The 17,655-nt window shown below is 64.0% G+C and carries 17 protein-coding genes; 10 read left to right on the top strand and 7 right to left on the bottom strand.

Going from position 1 to position 17,655, the window contains the following annotated elements; translation table 11 throughout:
• Positions 1-13: 13 nt before the first annotated feature.
• The 5 genes from BLR57_RS16285 (at position 14) to BLR57_RS16265 (ending at position 6,980) form a co-directional block, all read left to right on the top strand.
• Positions 14-1,219, top strand: a complete 1,206-nt coding sequence (locus BLR57_RS16285; RefSeq protein WP_089699323.1) for a DUF6498-containing protein — start codon at positions 14-16, stop codon at positions 1,217-1,219.
• Between the two features lie 136 nt (positions 1,220-1,355).
• Positions 1,356-2,336 (top strand): aldo/keto reductase, encoded by a 981-nt coding sequence (locus BLR57_RS16280; RefSeq protein WP_089699321.1) that lies wholly within the window; start codon positions 1,356-1,358, stop codon positions 2,334-2,336.
• 76 nt (positions 2,337-2,412) lie between these two features.
• Positions 2,413-4,167 carry an acyl-CoA dehydrogenase family protein gene (locus tag BLR57_RS16275; RefSeq protein WP_089699319.1) on the top strand — a complete coding sequence of 585 codons (1,755 nt, stop codon included), beginning with the start codon at positions 2,413-2,415 and terminating at the stop codon, positions 4,165-4,167.
• A gap of 259 nt (positions 4,168-4,426) precedes the next feature.
• Positions 4,427-6,145, top strand: a complete 1,719-nt coding sequence (locus BLR57_RS16270; protein ID WP_089699317.1) for a sensor histidine kinase — start codon at positions 4,427-4,429, stop codon at positions 6,143-6,145.
• 61 nt (positions 6,146-6,206) lie between these two features.
• The gene (locus BLR57_RS16265; RefSeq protein ID WP_089699315.1) at positions 6,207-6,980 is read left to right on the top strand and encodes an SDR family oxidoreductase; all 774 of its coding nucleotides are present in this window, start codon (positions 6,207-6,209) and stop codon (positions 6,978-6,980) included.
• Positions 6,981-7,034: 54 nt separating this feature from the next.
• On the opposite strand, the gene BLR57_RS16260 is transcribed toward BLR57_RS16265, so the two are convergent.
• From BLR57_RS16260 to BLR57_RS16250, 3 genes are all read right to left on the bottom strand, one after another.
• Positions 7,035-8,270: an MFS transporter gene (locus tag BLR57_RS16260; protein ID WP_089699313.1), complete on the bottom strand. Its 1,236-nt coding sequence runs from the start codon at positions 8,268-8,270 to the stop codon at positions 7,035-7,037.
• 87 nt (positions 8,271-8,357) lie between these two features.
• Positions 8,358-9,563, bottom strand: a complete 1,206-nt coding sequence (locus BLR57_RS16255; protein WP_244510063.1) for a cation:proton antiporter — start codon at positions 9,561-9,563, stop codon at positions 8,358-8,360.
• A 63-nt stretch (positions 9,564-9,626) separates the two neighbouring features.
• Entirely contained in the window at positions 9,627-10,103 is a 477-nt protein-coding gene (locus BLR57_RS16250; RefSeq protein ID WP_089699312.1) for a cation:proton antiporter regulatory subunit, read from the bottom strand.
• A gap of 228 nt (positions 10,104-10,331) precedes the next feature.
• Here BLR57_RS16250 and BLR57_RS16245 point away from each other — a divergent pair, with 228 nt between their 5' ends.
• From BLR57_RS16245 to BLR57_RS16235, 3 genes are all read left to right on the top strand, one after another.
• On the top strand, positions 10,332-10,982 hold the full coding sequence (locus BLR57_RS16245) for a ribonuclease HI family protein (RefSeq protein WP_089699310.1): 651 nt from the start codon (positions 10,332-10,334) through the stop codon (positions 10,980-10,982).
• A 399-nt stretch (positions 10,983-11,381) separates the two neighbouring features.
• A complete protein-coding gene (locus BLR57_RS16240; protein ID WP_089699308.1) occupies positions 11,382-11,651 on the top strand; it encodes a type II toxin-antitoxin system HicB family antitoxin in 270 nt (89 codons plus the stop codon).
• 3 nt (positions 11,652-11,654) lie between these two features.
• Positions 11,655-11,906, top strand: coding sequence for a type II toxin-antitoxin system HicA family toxin (locus BLR57_RS16235; protein ID WP_089699306.1), 252 nt, complete (start codon positions 11,655-11,657; stop codon positions 11,904-11,906).
• Between the two features lie 483 nt (positions 11,907-12,389).
• Here the strand turns inward: BLR57_RS16235 and BLR57_RS16230 are convergent, their stop codons facing one another.
• Entirely contained in the window at positions 12,390-13,193 is an 804-nt protein-coding gene (locus tag BLR57_RS16230; protein WP_089699304.1) for an aldo/keto reductase, read from the bottom strand.
• Positions 13,194-13,295: 102 nt separating this feature from the next.
• A complete protein-coding gene (locus BLR57_RS16225; RefSeq protein WP_089699302.1) occupies positions 13,296-14,516 on the bottom strand; it encodes a PQQ-dependent sugar dehydrogenase in 1,221 nt (406 codons plus the stop codon).
• Positions 14,517-14,707: 191 nt separating this feature from the next.
• Here BLR57_RS16225 and BLR57_RS20050 point away from each other — a divergent pair, with 191 nt between their 5' ends.
• The gene (locus BLR57_RS20050; RefSeq protein WP_449271669.1) at positions 14,708-14,860 is read left to right on the top strand and encodes a DUF7563 family protein; all 153 of its coding nucleotides are present in this window, start codon (positions 14,708-14,710) and stop codon (positions 14,858-14,860) included.
• Positions 14,861-14,936: 76 nt separating this feature from the next.
• Here BLR57_RS20050 and BLR57_RS16220 read toward each other — a convergent pair whose 3' ends face one another.
• Both BLR57_RS16220 and BLR57_RS16215 read right to left on the bottom strand, forming a co-directional pair.
• Positions 14,937-15,371: a hypothetical protein gene (locus BLR57_RS16220; protein ID WP_139173383.1), complete on the bottom strand. Its 435-nt coding sequence runs from the start codon at positions 15,369-15,371 to the stop codon at positions 14,937-14,939.
• Positions 15,372-15,571: 200 nt separating this feature from the next.
• The gene (locus BLR57_RS16215; protein WP_089699298.1) at positions 15,572-16,612 is read right to left on the bottom strand and encodes a PAS domain-containing sensor histidine kinase; all 1,041 of its coding nucleotides are present in this window, start codon (positions 16,610-16,612) and stop codon (positions 15,572-15,574) included.
• Between the two features lie 257 nt (positions 16,613-16,869).
• On the opposite strand from BLR57_RS16215, the gene proC reads away from it, so the two are divergent.
• Positions 16,870-17,646: a pyrroline-5-carboxylate reductase gene (gene proC / locus BLR57_RS16210; RefSeq protein ID WP_089699296.1), complete on the top strand. Its 777-nt coding sequence runs from the start codon at positions 16,870-16,872 to the stop codon at positions 17,644-17,646.
• The last annotated feature ends 9 nt before the right edge of the window (positions 17,647-17,655 follow it).

Raw genomic sequence — 17,655 nt, 5'->3', positions numbered from 1 at the left:
GGCACCGTCCGCCATGCAGGTGACAGACGGTGAGAAACGACGGGCGAAGCTGCTCGCGCTGGTCGCGCTCAACGCCGTTCCGTTGGTCGGCGTCGTCGGCTTCGGCTGGTCGCTGGTCGCACTCTTGCTGATATACTGGGTCGAACTCGGGGTCCGGCTGGCGTTCGCCGCGCTCGAAGGCTTGTTCGCGGAGCGAAAACCCGACTACGACGCCGCGGGCTTCTCGTGGCTGGTGGTCGGTGCCTTCTCGGAGAAACGCGGCGGCGTCTCCCTGCCCGTGCTCCCGCTGTCGGTCCAACTCGCGAACCTCCCGACGGTCGCAGTGACGCTCGTCATCGGCGGGCTCGCGTGGCTCCTGTTCGGGGGCATCGGCGTCGGCGGGGTCGATGCCGCCACGGACGCGCCGATGGGTGACACCGCGACGACCACGGCCGGGTTCGGCATCCTCGCCGTGACGCTCGGCCGTGCCGTCGAGGCGGGCGGCTACTTCCTCGACCGGGAGTACGAGTCGGTGTCGGCACAGGAGCCGCTCCGGGATGCGTTGCTGTCCGTGGCCGGAATCGGCTCGGCACTGTTCGTCGGCGGTCTGTTCGTCGCTTCGGGCGCGCCCGGTCCGTTCGTGCTGGTCGCCGTCTTCTGTGTGAAACTGCTCGCGGACGTCGTCGACGTCTACCGTGACCGACTGGAAGCGTACGACGAACGGACCTCGCCCGACCTCGGTCTCGCTTACGAGCCGTTGGAGTGGGAGCCGGTCGACACCACGTTCGACGGGGAAGCCGAGACCGTCCGGCCGAACCGGCTGGCCGTCCTCGTCGACGGCATCGTCCGCGGCGCGCGCTCGCCAGCCGCGTTGCTGCTTGCGACACCGCTCACGCTATTCGGTCTCCTCACGCTCGCGACCGACGGCGGGGCGTCCATCGCCACCGTCGGCGTCGCGGCCGCGGTGCTGTTCGGGACGTTCGCGGCGTTCGGAACCGTCGACCGGCTGGTACGGTATCTCTGCATGGAGTACCGCGTCGACGACGACGTCGTCGGCTACGACCGGCTGTTCGGTCCGCAGTGGCGGCTCCCCGGAGAGGAGTTCGCGGACGTCGAGCGCGCGCGGACGCTGACCGACCGACTGTTCGGCACGGAGACGGTGGTCGTCGAGCGCGACGAGGGGCGCGTCAGACTGCCACATCTCCCCTCGCACGCTGTGGCCGCTGTGTTCGACACGTAGCCGGGAGTCACTCCGGAGACGTTCGCCGTGTGCGGGCTTACCGATACTGGTCGGTCGCCCGTACGCCGAAGAGTCGGCGTTCCCGTCTGTCGCCGGTGCTGTCGGTATATCACCCCCCGCCACGTACCGGAGAACCATGGAGTACACACGACTCGGCCGAACCGGTCTCGAAGTCTCGCGGCTCTGCCTCGGCTGTCTGAACTTCGGCTCCGGACAGGACTGGATGATGAACGACCCCGACGCGAGTATCGAGGTCGTCGAACGCGCGCTCGACCTCGGCATCAACTTCTTCGACACCGCGAACGCCTACTCGCGCGGCGAGAGCGAGATGATTCTCGGCGAGGCCATCGAGGGTCACGACCGCGAGGAGCTGGTACTCGCGACGAAGGTCTACTTCGACATGGGCGACGGGCCGAACAAGCGCGGCCTGTCGCGAAAGCACATCCTCGACCAGGTGGAAGGGAGTCTCGATAGACTCGGGACGGACTACATCGACCTCTATCAGATCCACCGCTGGGATGACCACACGCCCATCGAGGAGACCCTGGAGGCGTTGGACTATCTGGTCACGTCCGGAAAGGTCCGCTATCTCGGCGCGAGCACGATGGCGGGCTGGCAGTTCTCGAAGGCACTCTACGAAGCCGACCTGGAGGGACTCGAACGGTTCGCCTGTATGCAGCCGGAGTACAACCTCGTCGACCGTCACGAGGAGGCGAATCTCCTCCCCATCTGTGCCGACCAGGGCGTCGGCGTCATCCCGTGGTCGCCGCTGGCCGGTGGCTTTCTCGCCGGGAAGTACGACCGCGACGACGACTCGGTGCCGGAGGGCACGCGCGCGGAGACCGACGACTACACGAAAAACCGCTTCACCGAGGAGAACTGGCAGGTCATCGACGAGGTCCGTCGTCTCGCCGCCGAGAAGGACGCGACGCCAGCACAGGTCAGTCTCGCGTGGCTGCTCCACAAGGAGGTCGTCGACGCCCCCATCATCGGCCCCCGCCGTCTCGACCATCTGGAGGAGAACGTCGAGGCCCTCTCGGTCGGGTTGACCGACGACGAGATAGAGCGACTGGAGGAACCGATCTTCCCGCAGTGGCCCGTACAGGGCAAAGACTAACAGCCGCTCCACCCCCACCATCCACACCACCCGCTGCGACGGCACCTATTTACTACCGGCAGCCGACGACAGGTCAATGAGTCGACGAGAGACCCCGAGCGATTACGGCTCCCTCGACGAAGGTCGCCACTGCAACTACTACACGCACGACCGAGCCCTCCAGTTCGAACTCCGACGCCACTGCGACGCCGCCGAACTCGACTGGGGCGAGTCACGACTGCGCGAGTTCGGCGAGCTCATCGGCCACACCGTTGCCGACAACGCCGACGTCGCCGACGACAACCCGCCCACCCTCCGCACCTACGACAAGAACGGCGAGGTCGTCAACGACATCCAACACCATCCGGCCCACGTCGAGAACGAGCGACTGGTCTACGAGGCCGGTCTCGTCAGCGACGTCTTCGAGGCCCCGCCCGGCCGCGACGAGCCGGTCTCGTTTCCCTACCATTTCGGGCAGTTCTACCTGATGGAGTACGCCGCGAGCATGGGCCTCGGCTGTCCGGGCGCGATGACCGCCGGGGCCGCGCTCGTGCTCGACCGGTTCGACGACGGGTCGTTGCAGGAGTTCTACGACGCTCTGACCGCCCGCGACTACGACGACCTCACCACGGGGGCGATGTTCCTCACCGAGCGGCAGGGCGGCACCGACGTCGGTGCCAACGAGGTCGTCGCCGAACCGCAGGACGACGGCAGCTACCGGCTGTACGGCGAGAAGTGGTTCTGCTCGAACGCCGACTCGGCGGCCGCCCTCGCGCTCGCTCGTCGCCCGGACGCACCCGACGGGACCCAGGGACTGTCGCTGTTTCTCGTCTCGACGCACGACAGCGCGGGGGAGCCGACGAACTACCGGATTCGCCGGCTGAAGGACAAACTCGGGACGCGCACCGTGCCGACGGGCGAGATCGAGTTCGAGGGAGCCGAGGCGTCTCTGGTGGGTGAACCCGAGGACGGCTTCCGACAGATGTCGGCGATGCTGAACGCCGAACGGCTCTACAACTCGATGAGTTCCTGCGGCGTTATGGGGCGCGCGCTGTTGGAGTCGAAGGTCCACGCGGCGAACCGCGAGGTGTTCGGCCGACGGCTCGACGAACACCCCCTGCTGCGGCGAGACCTCGTGGTGATGGCCGTCGACCACGAGGCCGCACTGGCGTTCACCTTCGAGGCCGTCGCCGCGTTCCACCGTCGCCAGCGCGGGGACGACGACGAGGCCCACCGGCTCATGCGGCTGCTCGTCCCGGTCGCGAAATACCGGACGGCGCGGATGGCGGTCGACACGGCCTCCTACGCGATGGAGATCAAGGGCGGCAACGGCTACGTCGAGGAGTTCGTCCATCCGCGACTGCTGCGGAACGCACAGGTCCTCCCTATCTGGGAGGGTGCCTCGAACGTGATGGCACTCGACGTCCTGCGGGCGATGGACCGCGAGGCCGCCCACGAACCGGTGCTCGCTCTAACCGAGGAGCGACTGAACGCGGTCTCGCATCCGGTGCTGGAGGATCTCGTCGCGACGGTCCGTTCGGAGCACGACGGGCTGGCGAGTGCGATGGCCGCCGTCGGCGCGGGGAGTTCCGGATACGCCCAGCAGCAGGCGAAGGAACTCACAGACTATATCTTCGACGTGACGACCGCGGCCGTCCTCCTCGAAGACGCACAGTGGCAACTCGACCACGAGGACGACGCCCGGCGGGCACTCGTCGCCCGCGAGTTCGTCGAGTCGTCGCTCCGGTCGGAAGATGCCCGCGGCATCACCGGCGGTGACGAGGTCTCGCCGTCGACCTTCGACGCCATCGTCCGGTACGCAGCAGCCGACCCGGCAGAGAGAGACTGGTAGTCCGTGGTTCGTCGCGTCCGGTGGTTCATCGCGTCCGGTGGTTCGTCGCGTCCGTAGGTTCGACGCCGACGCGCATCGATGACAGCGAGACGACAGCCCCGTCGGAGTGACTGACCGAATCCGTCGAAAGGACGCTGCTTCGTGCGGTGTACCGCGTGTATTACGACAGGCTTTTTTGATGCTTTAGTGAACTGTCCAGCGTAACTCTATGAACGAAGCGTGGATCTCTCTCTGCTATCGGTCAGTCTTGCCGCCGTAGATGAGCTGGCAGTTCACACCACTGGCGTTGCCGACGGTGATGGCGACGCTCGTGTCCGTCCTCCTCGGTGGCTACAGCGTGCAGTATATGCGGTCGAACGGGACGACGCCGCTGCTCACGTCGTTCTGTGCGGTGAATCTGGGACTCGTCGTCTGGACGCTCTTTTCGACGCTCAAACTGCTCCACACCGACCCGGCGACGAAGCTTCTCTTCTACCGGCTGCTCTACTTCGGAATCGCGCCGCTGGGCGCGTTCGCGCTCCTGTTCGTCCTCATCCACACGAACCGGATACGCGAACTTCGGGCACGCAACGTACTCCCGTTGCTGGCCGTCCCGGCCGTCTACCTAGTCTTGCTGTTCGTCAACCCAAACGGGGTTATCATCGAGTCGACGCGAATCGTCGACTCGGGTGGCTTGGTCGTCCTTCGCGTCGAGACGAGCATCGCGCATCTCGTCTTAGAGCTGCTGTACAACGCCCTCATGTCGGTGATCGCCGTCGGGTTGATCCTCACGAGGGCGGTTCGGATCGGCCGGGAATATCTCCCACAGGCGTTGTTGGTCACCGCAGGCGTGGCCGCGCCGTTTGCCTTCGTGCTCCTCAGCCTCGCGCAGGTTCCGCCGTTCGTCTCCGACAGCGTCAACTTCATTCCGGCGTCGGCGGGCATCACCTCGCTCGCCCTCGGACTGGCCATCCATCGCTACCAGTTCCTCGACCTCTCGCCGATCGCGTACACGGCTGCGATGGAGGCATCGCCCGACAGCGTGCTCGTCCTCGACGCCGAGAAACGGGTCATCCACGCCAACGAACGGGGGAGCGAACTGCTCGAACAGCTCGGTGGCTCCTTCGGGATGGCCGCGACGGACGTCCATCCGTCGTTCGACGTCGAAGCACCGCCGACCGAGGTGATTACCGTCGACGCCGCGACCCCACGCTCACTGAGCGTTCGGAGCCAGCAGCTCGAACGACAGGGTCAGACGGTCGGCTGGGTGGTCGTTCTCCGTGACGTGACGGAGTTGCACGAACAGCAGCAGACGATTCGCGACCGAAACGAGAAGCTGACGCTGCTGAACGAGATCCTCCGCCACGACATCCGCAACGACATGATGGTCGTGCTCGGAAACGCGCGCCTCGTGCAGGACGTCACCGACGACGAGACCGTAACCCGGCGACTGGAGACGATTGTCAACAGCGGCGAGCACGCGACCGAACTCACCGAGTCGGTTCGGGCACTCATGACCACGATGGTCGACAGCGAGGAGACGACCGAGGCCGTCTCCCTCCGGGACGTCCTCATGACGGAGGTGAGTTCGATCCGGTCGGGATACCACGAGGTGGCCGTCGACGTCCCGCACGAGATTCCCGACGTGGAGATCGTCGCCGACGACCTCCTCGGGACAGTCTTCCGAAACCTGCTCACGAACGCGGTTCGGCACAACCGCCGCGCGGATCCCGTGGTGACGGTTTCCGCAGAGACGCGGACGGACGACGTCCTCGTCCGCGTCTCGGACAACGGGCCGGGCATCGCCGACGAGCAGAAAGAGGAGGTGTTCGGCCGCGGCGAGAAGGGACTCGAGAGTCAGGGCACCGGACTCGGCCTGTATCTCGTCGACACGGTGGTACAGAGCTACGGCGGTGACGTCTGGGTCGAGGACAACGACCCGACGGGCGCGACGTTCGTCGTCCGGTTACCGCTCGCGAGAGACGTTCTGCGTAGCTGAGCGGTGAGACGAGAATGTCCTTCACGATCATTTATTATTAACGTGAACTAATTGTAGTCGTATGTCACTTCTCGAAGGCAAGACAGCTGTCGTAACGGGTGCAGCGAGTGGGAACGGGCGGGCCATCGCAGAACTGTTCGCCGAACACGGAGCGGCGGTCGTCGTCGCCGACGTCCGAGACGACCCGCGAGAGGGCGGCGAGCCGACACACGAACTCGTCGAATCACGGGGTGGTGACGCGGTATTCGTCGAATGCGACGTCACGAACTACGACGACTGCGTCGACGCCGTCGAGGCGGCCGACCCGTTCGGCGGGGTCGACATCATGGTCAACAACGCGGGAATCGTCGGGCCGCAGGTCCCGCTTGTCGAGTTGGATATGGACGACTACCGGACGCTGATGGCGGTGAACCTCGACGGCGTCTTCCACGGCTCGAAGGCTGCCGCTCTCGCGATGGTCGAGCACGGTAACGGCGGGAGTATCGTCAATATGTCCAGCGTCGCCGGGATGGTGGGCTACGGCGGCATCACGCCGTATTCCGCCGCGAAGGGAGGAGTCCGGCTGTTCTCGTACGCGTTGGCGAACGAACTCGGTCCCGACGGGGTTCGCGTCAACGTCGTCCACCCTGGCGTCATCGAGACTGCGATGACGACCGACGACTCCCCCATCGTCGGCACCGAAGCGGGTGAACAGTTGAAGGCAGTACTGCCGCTCCGGCGTTTCGGAACGCCAGAAGACGTCGCCGGCGTCTGTCTGTTCCTCGCGAGCGACCTGTCGTCGTACGTGACTGCCGAATCCATCGTCGTCGACGGCGGGAACCTCAACAGTGCCTGAGTCATCGGAAGGCCATCTTGAACCGCGTCTCAGGACGACACAGCGGACGGCACGTCAGGATCCAACACGCGGGAGAAAGTGGCCGGTCTCCCGTCTGACCCCGCTCAGGAGAATCACAACAGCGACGAGCGGCATGGCCGCACAGCAGAGGTAGACGGGCCAAAAGCCAACCGTATCGACGATTGGGAGCGTGATAATCGGACCAAACCCGCCGCCGATGTCCCCGAACACGTTGTTCGTTCCCACAGCGCGACCCATTTCGCCGTCGGCGACGAGGTCACCCAACAGTGCCATCAGTGGGCCGCTCGTACCGCCTTGGCCGAGTCCGATGCAGAGACACGCGACCGCCAGCACCGAGACCGAGTTCGCGAGCGCGAGCAGCAGGAAACCGACCGACGTGACGCCCAGAAAGACGAGCAGAATCGGAACTCGTGACTGAGTTCGGTCGCTGATAGCCCCACCGAGATACATCGAGAGGCCCGCAGCAACGACGGTGATGCCCATGTACAGACCCGAGGTCCCCTGAGCATCGAGTCCAAAGAGGCTGAGTTGGTTCTGGCTGAGAAACACGACGAGCGTTGCGAACAACGCCCCGATGTAGACGAACAGGACGGCGAAGTTCACTAAACCGACCGTAATCGCAGGGAGACTCGTGTTGATGTCCCACGGCTTGACCGACTGGTTCACTCCTGCCTCGACGTGTGTTTCCGGTACCGTCGAGTAGGCGACGATGCTGGCGAGGAACGCGAAGGCGGTCGCGACGGCGAACGCGACGAGGTTCCCGGAGAGTGCACTGACCAGACCACCGAGTACCACACCCGTCGGAAAGCCGAAGAGCACTCCACCTCTGATGAGCCCCATATTCGACCCTCGTGACCCACCGTCACTGATGTCGTCAGCGATGGTGTACGCGGTCGCGAAGACGAGCGCGCTCCCGATGCCCCAGAGGACGCGAGCGGCCATGAACCAGGCCTCGGGAAGCGGTGCGAGCACCGCGATAACGTACCCGGACGTGGAGATTCCCTGGATGAACATCCCGATGACGAACGGCTTTCTCGTCCCGAATCGGTCGACGAGGCTTCCAGCAGGGGCGTTCGCGAACAGCCGTGAAAACCGGTTTGCGCTCAAGATGAGACCGACGAGAAACGGGGATATTCCGAGAACGGCACCGAGGTTCGGCAAGATAGGGAAGATGACGCCACCGCCAAAGCCGATGAAGAACGTACTGAGGATGACCGACCCGAGGACGAGTCGTCGGTCGTCTTTTCCCCCCGGTAGTCCGCGTTCCATTTTGTAGACGACTGTTCCTGTACTCCTTGAGCATGGCCATTCCAGACTCGACGGACCGGGTGGTTTTGTGAAACCAGTGGTGATCGCTCACTGAGACTGACCAGCGACGCGCTGGAGGCCGCCCGAGAGACGGTCCGCGTTACGCATCAACACCGTCCCGAGAATACTCGTGACGAGCACGTAGCCAACAGTGAAGGCCGGAATCGTCTCCCGTAGTACCGGCGTCGTACCGGCGGTCACCAGAAACGCCGCGATGACGAGGGAGAACTCCCCACGGGGGGTCAAGGCGCAGCCGACGCGGACGGCACGCTGTCTGTCCAGTCCGTACGCCCGTCCAGCGAGGAAGCCACTGACGAGTTGTCCCACCGTCGTGACGGCGGCGACCACGAGGACGAAACCGAAGGTGGCGGTGAGCAGGGCTGGGTCCGTCTGGAGTCCGACGACGAGAAAGAACAGCGCGGCGAAGAGGTCACGGCTGGGTGTGATCAGCCGTTCGATGCGAGCAGCGTGGCCGGTCCGGCCGAAGGCGGTTCCGACGAGGAACGCCGCAACGGCCTCACTGACGCCGGTCAGCAGCCCAGCTCCGGCGACGAACGCACCAACCCCCAGCACCCCGAGGACGAATATCTCGGACGACCGCGTCTCGAACACACGGTCGAGCACTGTCGCTCCGTAGTACGCCACACCGAGCAAGAGGACGAGAAAGAGCAGCGACTGGCCGATAGAGAGTGCGATAGCCGATGCGTCCGTCCCGCCGAGCAGGAACACGGAGAGCAGGGCGAATCCGAGGGCCGTCAGCACGTCCTCGATGACGACCACTCCGAGGATCGCCTGGCCCTCCGGGTCGGCGATCCAGCCGAGGTCGATGAGTGACTTCGCGATGATGACCGTCGAGGAGTTGAACACGATGAGGGCGATGAATCCGGCTTCGAGCCACGTGAACCCGAACGCCAGCCCCAACACGACCCCGAGTGGCAAGCTGATGCCGACGTCGGCAACACCCGCCCAAAGGAACTTGGTGCGGTTTGCGAAGACTTGGTCCAGACTGAGTTCGAGGCCGACGAAGAACAAAAGCAAGACAACACCCAGTTCGGCAAAGAGTCGAACGATTGCGGGGCTGTCGACGAGTGTCAGTGAGAGACCGCCGAGAGACGGTGCGTAGGGACCGACGAGGATTCCGACGATGATGTACGCGGGGATGACCGACTGCTTGAGACGGAGCGCGAGCGCACCGGCTCCGGCGAGCAACAAGAAGAGCACGCCAGCGGTAAACAGGAGGTTAAATTCGCTCACACTGAACCGTCTGTTCTCGTGGGAGGTGAAAGGCGTTAGGGGTCCCGGAGTTTCACTCGAAGGTCAGCCGGTGAGGACCGCGTCGAGTGCCTCGTACGCCTCGTCGGTCCCGACGACGACGAGGATGTCTCCGGGAAGCACCTCGGTGTCGGCGTTCGGGTTCGAGAGGGTCCGGTCACCCCGCTGAATCGCGAGAATCGAAACACCCGTCCGGCTTCGGAGTGATGTCTCACGAATCCGTTGGTTCGCAATCGGTGAGGTGTTGCCGATCTCGATCCATTTGATGCGGGCATCCTCGAACGCGTCGTCGAGTCCCTCTTCGACTGGGTTGAAGTACGTGCCGTCGAAGATCTCCGCGATCTTTCGTGCCTGCGATTCCGTGACCTCGAAGAGTTCTTCCCCGTCCGTCGCAGCGTCGTCTCGCCAGTACGTCCGCCGACGGCCGTCGTTGTGCAACACGACGACGAACTGGCCGCCGGACGGGAACGTCAGTGTGTACCGTTGCCCGACACCCGGAAGCTGCGTTTCGAAGACTTTCATTGGCCGACTATTCGCAAACGGTGTATATCGGTGTTCGGGTCACTGAGGTGAGAGTTCGAGGAAACCGGAGGAACGGAACCGACCCACGAGGCTACCGCGGCGTCGTCCGTGGGATATCTGAAGGGATTATGTCGCTCGGCCACGGAACGCCTCTATGCAGTGGCGCGCTCGGGTGACCAGATCCGTGACAGGCGAGAGCATCGCCGGGAGAGACCCAGGGAGGGGCATGTGACCGCCGAACCGCTCCCAGCCGAACAGCTCTCGCCGCTCGCGACGCTCGTCGACGAGGTGCTCGCAGGGGTGGGCTACGAGATGGAGACCGCAATAGCCGTCATCGACGACGCCGTCCCCGGCTATGGCGGACTGTTCGACCCGGCGACCTCGCGGGCGGAACTGCGTCGGGCACTCGAAGAGCTGTTGTCGTCGGACATCGCTCGACCGACTCCCCCCGAGTCGTCGGGTGATTCGTTCGTCCTCTACGTCGACGGAAGCTCACGCGGCAACCCCGGTCCTGCGGGTGCGGGGGCGGTCATCATGGACGCCGAGGAGACCGAACTCGCCCGTCTCGGCCGTCCCGCTGGTTCCCACACCGGGAACAACACCGCCGAGTACGTCGCCCTCCAGCTCGGACTCTCCGAGCTGTTGACACGCTACGACCCACAACAGCTCGAAGTCCGGATCGACTCGATGACCGTCATTCGGGACGTCTGGGGCGGCGACGACCCAACGGAACCGGGTGTCGAAACGTATAGCGAGGCCGTCGCAGCGGCATTGGCGACCATCCCGAAGCACCGCTACACCCATCTGGCCGACAGCGACCCGAACCCCGCCGACGCGCTGGCGACGGTCGGTGCCGACATCGCGGCGTTCGGGCCTTGATAGCCCGGTTTGCGAGCCCACTCGCACCGACCAGTCGTCGAAACGGGGCGCGAAGAGTCCACATTCGACTGTGCTCGTCTCGTTGAACGGACTCCGTTTGTTGAGCTATCGCTGACGACAGTCGTACTGTGGTCGGGGTCGGTTCGCCCGTGTCCGTCTCCGAGTCAGGAGCTCATCTCAAGGGCACCAAAGACAGCATGCACTACGAAAGAAGACGGGTGTCTCACAACTTCTGACAGCGTTCGGAGAGGTTTCAGTGGGTGTGCTGAATACAGCGCGCGAGTCGGTCATCATGCTGACCCGATCCTGAACACCTTACTGGAGAAACCACGTTTGTGTCTTCGTAGCGAGAGCGGTATGCCGAATGCTTATACGCCTCATCCGGCAACTAGAGGTAAGATGGCCAGTTCGACTCGGAACGGCGACGCCAACGATGGCGAGATTCGTCTCTGGCAAGAGGACGGCTGGTGGATCGCGAAGGACGTCGATACGGGCGTGACCACGCAGGGAGAGTCCAGAGAGGAGGCACTGGACAATCTCGACGACGCTGTCGCAGTCCATATTGGGAAACGTGGCCGCGAACCGACGGACGAAGAACTTCGTGCGCTGGGAATCAACCCCGCGAACAATACCACTGGCGATCAGGAACCGCCGGACGTCCTCGACTAATCGATGGGTCGGCGAACGTTCTCTGGAACGGAGGTAGTGAAGGTGCTGGTCAACGTCGGTGGGTTCGAGTGGCGACGTACGACCGGCGACCACGCCCAACTGTACTACGAACACCCGACGAACGAAGCGGACCGCCGACAAGTGACTGTCCCACTGCATAGCGAACTCCGTACCGGGACGCTCCGAAGCATCGCCGAAAGTGCCGGAGCAAACAATTTCGAGGCCTTCTGCGAGTGGATAGACGAAAATGCCTAATCTTCGACGAAGAGATGAACACTCTCACGATTGTCGCATCTCGAGTAGGCTTTCCTGCTTGTGCTGAATAGAGGGCACATATTCATCAAGAGGTGCCGAGCCCAAAGGACTTCATCAATTGGTGTACAAACTCATCTAAACAGATGATTTTGCTTCTTCAATCCGGGCTGGATGGACCTGGAAGCATTGAAGAATTCCTTTTAGCCGCTTTTCTTTGGGTTGGAATCATTGTGGTTGTTCTCCTTCTTGGCAAACTCTATGATAAGTTTGTCACCGACATCTGAATTTAGAGACCGTGCTGCATACTGCCTCTGTATGTTGCACGCGACTTCTGACAGAGATTGGGTAGCTTTCAGCGGGTGTGCTGAATACAGCGCGCATATCGGGCAGGGGTTCTGGATACGACGCTGACGAGGTTCAGAACCGGTCACCGTTTTTTGCCCGCGAGCCTCGTCCTAGCTTTCAATGGAACGAGCGCTAGCGTCAGCTCTGGTTCCACGGGCCGATGTCGGGGTCGATGACGCGCCGTCGCTCGTCGATGCTGTCGATTGCCGTGAGGTCCTCGTCGTCCAGCTGTAACTCCGAAGCACGAAGGTTGTCCGTGATGTGGTCACCGGTCGCTTTCGGGATGGGGACGACGTCGTGTTCGATGGCCCACGCGAGACAGACTTGTGCGGTCGAGACGTCGTGTTTCGAAGCGATGTCGGAGAGAACCGGGTGGTCGAGAATCTCGCCACGGCCCAACGGCGAGTAGCCGACGAGGTGGTGGCCGTGTTGCTTCGCGTACGCTCTGAGTTCGTCCTGCGGGAGCAGCGGGTGACACTCGACCTGATGGGCGGCGATGGGGGCGTCCAAGATGGAGCGCGCTTCGTCCAACAACTCGGGTGTGAAGTTGCTCAGACAGACGTAGTCCATCACGCCCTCGTCGTGGAGTTCGTCGAAGGCGGACAGCGTCTCCGCGGCGTCGTACGCCTTGGCAGGCCAGTGGACGTAGAGCATCTCGACCTTCTCGACGCCGAGGCGGTCCAGGCTCTCGTTGGCCGTGCGCACCGCATCGTCGGCTGCGAGGTTGTCCGGGTGGACCTTCGTCGCCAGTATCACGTCCTCGCGGTCCACGGAACTCTGGCGGATGCCAGCACCGACTTCGGCCTCGTTCTCGTACATCTGTGCAGTGTCGACGTGGCGGTAGCCAGCGTCCAACGCCGCCGCGACGCTGTCGGTCCACACGTCCCCTTCTTCTTTGCCGGACGTCCCGTAGCCGATGGCCGGGAGTTCGAGAGTCGTCATAGGCAGAGAGACGCGCAGGAACTCCAAAGGAGTGTGGTAGCCGGAAAGTCGCACGGGGCGTGTAACGGAGTCGTGATTCCGACGAGCCGAGTTGTGACGACGCTAGCCGTCGACGCTGAGTCTGACGAGCGGGGCGTCGCCCGCGTCGACGATTGCGTACAGGTCGCCCGTCTCGGGGACTGCCAGCACGTCGCGGACACGCCAGCCGCGGTCGGCAAGCAGAGGGTCGACTTCCGTCACGGTCCGGCCATCGACGGTGAAATGCGCGAGATACTGCGAGGCGAGACCGCCGACGAAGAGGTCACCCTGCCAGTCGGAGAAGGTCTCGCCGGTGTAGAAGGCCATCCCGCTCGGGGGGAAGCCGCCACTGCCGCACGGCCACGAGAAGACGGGTGCGACGACGTCGTCGCGCTCGTCGTGGGAGACACCAATGGGCTCGCCACTGCCGTAGGTACAGCCCTCGTCGGCGACGGGCCAGCCATAGTTCGCCCCGGCTTCGAGGACGTTGAGCTCGTCACCGTCCTGTTCGCCGAACTCCGACTCCCAGATTTCGCCCGTCTCGGGGTGGGTGGTCAGCCCCTGCGGGTTCCGGTGGCCGTAGCTGAAGATCGTGTCTCTGGCGTCAGAGTCGTCGACGAACGGGTTGTCTGCGGGGACCGAGCCGTCGGCCTCGAACCGGAGCACACAGCCGAGTTCGTTGGTCAGATCCTGCGAGACGTGGTCCGGCCCGAAGTTCTTGAACTGCCGGTCGCCGACGGTCATGTACAGCCGTTCCTCGGCGTCGAACGTCAGCCGGGAGCCGAAATGCCCCGTCGATTCGACGAACGGTTCGGCCGCGTGCAACTGCTCGAACTCGGTGAGACGAGCCGCATCGGTGTCGAGTCGTCCCCGTCCGAGATGAGTCGTCGAGGTTCCGTCGTTCCGTGCGGCCGAGTAGGTGAGATACAGCCACGGCTCGGACGGGAACCGTGGATGGAGCGCGACGTCGAGGAGACCTCCCTGTCCGCGGGCGTACACCTCGGGCGTCCCGCCGACCCGCTCTGTAGACCCCGATTCGGGGTCGGCGAGCAACAGTCGTCCTCGTTGTTCGGTCACGAGGAGCCGCGGGTCGTCGGGGAGGGATTCGAGCGACCACGGACGTGTCAAGCCCGTCACGGCGCGTTCGACCGTGATATCGTCCGACTCGCCCGAGTCCGTCGTCGACGCGTCGTCTGAGCGTGATGTCGACTCCGAGTCCGCGTCGCCACTGGGGCTGCCGACGCAGCCCGCCAGCGCGGCACCGGCCGTGAGTCCGCTGATCGTGAGATACGTCCGTCGGTCCATCTGGATACGGTTCGAAGGGACTCGACAGGTATCAATCTTCGTCGGCCACCGGCCCGGACGAAGGAGTCGCAGCGGGTCAGGCCGGACGTCGTCGGCGACGACGAGAGCCGAGGGGGCGAGTGATGCGTGTTGCGTGGCTGCCACGATGGCCCCACAAAGACTACAACGGGGCGGTCGGCTCGTTTCAGTGTATGCCCTCCTGTCAGAACTGCGGGTCCGCGGTCACGAAACAGTACGTTCGTGTGTTCACACCGACCAACGTCGACGAGCCTCGCGTCTGTCCTCGGTGCGACGACATGGTCCGGAGCGGTGCCGAGATACGACCGGCACGGAGCACGCGCTGACGACCGTCCGACCGCCGCGCCACAGAGCTGACCCGAGCGTGCGGGTCGCTAATCCGAACGCTGCGTAGCCACGAGACTATCGGTCTCGACTTCCCTTACCCTTCGGAACCACTAGCTCCGAGCCGGTTCTCTCGCGAACCGCGTCACGGACGACGTCGGGAACGAGGTCGTCCGACCAGCACTCCGCTCGCGGGAGCACTCGCCGGTCTCCGATGCGGACGTGGCGGAGCGTCGGCTGTTGGCAGGTACCGACGAGGTCGACGTGCCAGCTCAACGGTCGGTCGGTGGCGTCTCGGCCCCAGACGTGGACGACGTTGACGAGTCCGAGATCCGCGACCTCGTCACGCTCGTCGCCGTCGACGTCCTCCGGGTCGACGAGTTCGACCTGCCCCGAGAAGGACACCGCGCGGGAGCCACAGGCTGGACAGATTCCCGGATGTGGCTCGGCACCGAGAAAGCCGTAGGTGTGAGCACACTCGTAACAGGTGCAGTGTTGGGGTTGGTCGGACATCTCGATACGCCGTTGACAAGAGTGTGGTGGATGGTAGCTCTTGTGGTGGTTACGGGCCCGCAGGTCGACCGACGGGCGGAACCACGGGCCGCCGTCCCGCGGAAACGTCGTCTCCCGAGAGACGCGGAAACGCGGAGACGCAGAGACGCGGAGATACAGTCCCGAAGCAGACGAGAGAGTTGCAGTCGCCCGTGCCTGGCTCACTGGGCGAACTCGGCGTCGGTGATCTCGAAGCGCGCACCGCCGCTCGAACTCTCGGTGATCCGTATGTTCCACTGGTGGCTGTCGACGACCTGCTGGACGATAGAGAGACCAAGACCGGTTCCGCTCACGGAACTCGTGTATCCGGGTTCGAAGATGCGGTCGCGCTCGGCCTTCGGGATGCCGGAGCCGTCGTCTTCGACGTAGAAGCCGTCGTCGAGCGCGCCGAGGGCGATGGCGACGTCGTCGCATCCGTGTTCGATGGCGTTCCTGAACAGGTTTTCGAGGAGTTGCGTGAGATGCAACGGATCGGCGTGGAGCGGGCGGTCGAAGTCGGTGTGCAGCGTCGCGTCCTTGCTCACGACGTTCTGCCAGCAGGTTTCGGCGAGACGCGAGACGTCGACCGGTTCGATCTCGACGCCCCGCGTCTCGCCGCGCGCGTTCATCAGTAGGCTGTCGATGAGCGTCGCCATGCGGTCGAGTGCATTGGAGATCTTCGTGTGATGTTCGGTCGGCGCGTCACCTTCGGCGAGTTCGAGGTAGCCCTGCGCGACGGCGAGGGGGTTTCGGAGGTCGTGCGAGACGATGCTGGCGAACTCCTGGAGCCGTTCGTTCGCACGTTCCAGTTCCTTCTGGTGGTGCTTTCGCTCGGAGATGTCACGCGTGTTGATCACGTAGTAGCCGTTCGACGTCGGATTCGAGGACGCGACGGATTCGACCCAGAGATACGTCCCGTCTGCCTTCAGATGGCGGTATTCGACCGCCTCGACGACGAACTCGTCACTCGAGACGACGTTCTCGAACGCACTGAACACCGCGTCACGGTCGTCGGGATGGAAGCACTCGGTGCACGGGACGTCCACCAGATCTTCCTGCTCGAAGCCGCACAGTCGCGCGATCGAGGGGCTCTGATACCGGATGACACCGTCTTCGTCGAGTAACGAGAGGAGGTTCGTCGAGTGAAGTGGTATGTCCCCGAGTGAGACCACTCTGTCGGAACCGTCGGACTGGTGTGATTCGTTCGCCCCGGTATCACGCATAGCAGACACATCACCCGGAGGGTGATATCTCTTTGTGAGCCTGAGCGGCTCGCGTCAGGCAGATTGCGACGACACCTGCTGTGAGGGATCCGGAAGACCGTGCAGCGAACAGCTGGCGTTCGTACGTGGAAAGCCAGGCCATCAACCTACCGGCGGCGGACCCGAAGCGGTGCGGCCGTCGCTCGGTCAGCGAAGAGATGGTGATTTTCAGCGAAAACATAGTGGCTTTGTGTCTCAGACACCCAAGGGGCAGTAGAATGGTACACGTCAGCGTCATCGGATGTGGAAATATGGGGAGTGCCCTCGTGAAGGGGCTTTCACGGACCGGGAGACACACGATAACGGCTTGTGACGTCGACAGCGAGGCCCTCGCGGCGGTCGAGCCGTACTGCGAAACGGCCACGACGGAGCTCGCGGTCGCTGCGGAGTCTCCAGTCGTGTTCGTCGTCGTCAAGCCCGACCTCACCGCTACGATCGTAGAGGAGCTTGATCTCTCGGACGACCAGACGCTCGTCTCCATCGCTGCGGGGGTTTCGACGACGACGCTCGAAGCGCGGACGGACGCCAGCGTCGTTCGGGTCATGCCGAACCTCGCGGCCGCGACTGGCGACATGGCGGCCGCCGTCGCCGGCGCGGAACTCACCGACAACGTCGTCGAACTGCTCAGCGACGCCGGTGTCTTCGTCGAGGTAGACGAGGCACAGATGCACATCTCGACTGCGGTCAACGGGAGCGGGCCCGCGTTCGTCTTCTATCTCCTGAACGCGATGACACAGGCGGGTGTCGCCGGTGGGTTGGATCCCGACGACGCTGAAATCCTCGCAGCACAGACGTTCAAGGGTGCGGCCGAAACCGTCCTCACCTCCGAGAAGTCGATTGACGAACTCATCGACGACGTCTGTTCGCCGAAAGGAACGACCATCGAAGGGATGGAAGTGCTGCGGGAGAGCACCGCCGACGAGGCGGTCTCGGACGCGGTCGCCGCCGCAGAACGGCGGTCGGAGGAACTGGCACGGGGGACCGGCGATGAGTGAGACGGTTGA

The organism is Halogranum gelatinilyticum, from assembly GCF_900103715.1.
In the GTDB taxonomy this organism is placed as follows: Archaea; Halobacteriota; Halobacteria; order Halobacteriales; family Haloferacaceae; genus Halogranum; species Halogranum gelatinilyticum.
This window is presented reverse-complemented; position numbering and strand designations above follow the sequence as displayed.